The organism is Thermalbibacter longus, assembly GCF_023806485.1.
Lineage (GTDB): Bacteria > Chloroflexota > Chloroflexia > Thermomicrobiales > Thermomicrobiaceae > Thermalbibacter > Thermalbibacter longus.
In genome coordinates this window covers 1-2,004 of the sequence record NZ_JAMSLR010000027.1, presented here as the reverse complement: position 1 = coordinate 2,004, position 2,004 = coordinate 1, and the positions used below count along the sequence as shown (strand labels likewise).

Genomic DNA, 2,004 nt, shown 5'->3' with positions numbered 1-2,004 from the left:
GTCCACCGTCGGCACCTCGATCTCGGCGCCCAGCGCCGCCTGCACGATATTGACCGGCAGGTCGAGGTAGATCTCTTGGAGTCACGATAGACGGCTTCTATAGCAGCGTGGCACCGGCTTTCTCCCCGTAGCTCAATAGGAAAGGGCTACTTCAGTGTCATAGCGCCTCGGTTTCTGGTAATCTCCCACCCATAGTCTTGGCAAAGTCTCAATATGTCCCCTGAGCCTCGCTTCGTGCTGCAAACCGCCGCGGGGCTCAATGATGTTGACTCGTCCATCGCTGAAGTCGACACAGATCGGCCTGGATACCGGATAAAGATACAGGGCACGGTCTGCGGGTAGAGCTACCATTCCCCACGCTAGGGGGTCGGCTATCCGTCTTTGCAGGTCTTTGCCAAGAATCACGAGCGTCTCGGCAGTAGGGCAATAGACCACTTCCGTTTCTGTCAGCCTCAACGCTTGAACCATTTCCGGTGGTTGACGCTGCTCGCCGATCGCAGCAATCTGCCAGTGTTGGCTCATGATGACAGCACCCCATCTCCCGTCTAAACCGTGACCCACTCCGATGACCCGGTACTCCGGCAGAAGGTAGCCAGCGAGACGGAACTCCGAAGCATACTGGGCGGGTGTCAATATCACAGTGCCTGTCGGGGGAAGAGTCCGAACAAGTCTGACAGTTTCTTGCCAAGCTCTATCATGTTCAACAATAGTCATCCGTTGGAAGACGAGAGCAGCCGAAATCTGAGAGGCCAGAAGAAGTAGGAACGACACGTGGCCCTGCCACGCTGTCTGCCCCGTGCTTGATGCTTGAAGCAAGAGCACTGTGGCTAATACTGATGATGCTGGGAGTACCAGGAGTAAGTAGCCCCATTGGCCGAAGTGCACCGCGAAGAAGAAGATCAACGGCGGCGCGATCCAGAGAATGAGAAACAGCCACATATCGCGGCGTAGGGCAGGCAAGCGACGCCTGCGAAGAAAGGGGTACGTCGCCACGATCGCGACTGGCAGGAGTCCGATGATAAGCGCTGAGGCGAGGTGGAGGAGATTCAGAAGCCAGTACGTGCTCACGCCATTGAGAAGGGATGACTCGGACACCTGATTCGTGGTCAGGGCTTGCAGACTTCGCCAGTACTGCGATGGCCCGCCCGAGAGGGCGACGAGCGGCACGGCCCAAGCCAGGCTGAGCAAGCCTCCCACGGTGAGGGCGAGCGCGCGTTGGCGCCAGGTCAGGGGGAACAGGCCGAAGAGGGCCAGCGGGCCCAGGAGGATGAGGACAGTGGGGCGGAGGCCACCGGCGAGTGCGAGCGCAAGGCCGAGCAGCGCGGCGCTGTGCCTGCCGGGGTGTGTGCGACAGCGCCAGACGGCCAGGCCTACGACGAGGCCAGCAACGGCCTCAGCGGTGTAGGAGAGTGCCACCTCGCTGTAGAGCCAGAAGAGCGGGTTAACAAGTAGTAGCAGTGCTGCCCAGACTCCGGCAGCCTCGTCCCCTAATTGCCTTCCAAGCACGGCCGTGCCAAGAACTGCGACCACGGCAAAGAAAATACTCGTCCAGACCAATGCTTGATTTGGCTCACCACTGATCAGAGCGAACGCTTTACCCGTTAGAACATAAAGGGGGTTGCCTGGCGGGTGTGGCTGATGAATGCGAGTATCAAAGTGCTGGAGTGCCAAGAGGTAGTTTACGGAATCCCAATTGAATGGCACTCGGGATTGAAACGGAAGTCGGGTGAGAATTGTGATAACAACGAATCCGGCCAAAGCGAGCGACCAGCGATGGGGAGAAAGTCTTGCCTGCCAAGTGGTCCACCGAAGCCCTGGTGAGCTAGCTCGCGATGCGTCAGTAAACACGCAATCGCCTCCTGAAGTGAGTTATGTTTACAGTAAATAAACCCAGTAGGTGTATTCGAGCAGATCAGCGCGTGTAAGCATTATAACCGAACTCAGACTCCCAGGGCGTCCTTGATCTTGTCGAAGAACCCTTTGCGGTGGGTCTCGCGCAGGTCG

1 protein-coding gene is annotated in these 2,004 nt (G+C 58.1%); it reads right to left on the bottom strand.

The window, feature by feature from the left end; all coding sequences use genetic code 11:
• Positions 1–132 precede the first annotated feature (132 nt).
• The gene (locus tag NET02_RS16240; protein ID WP_284058477.1) at positions 133–1,848 is read right to left on the bottom strand and encodes a protein O-mannosyl-transferase family; all 1,716 of its coding nucleotides are present in this window, start codon (positions 1,846–1,848) and stop codon (positions 133–135) included.
• Positions 1,849–2,004 lie beyond the last annotated feature (156 nt).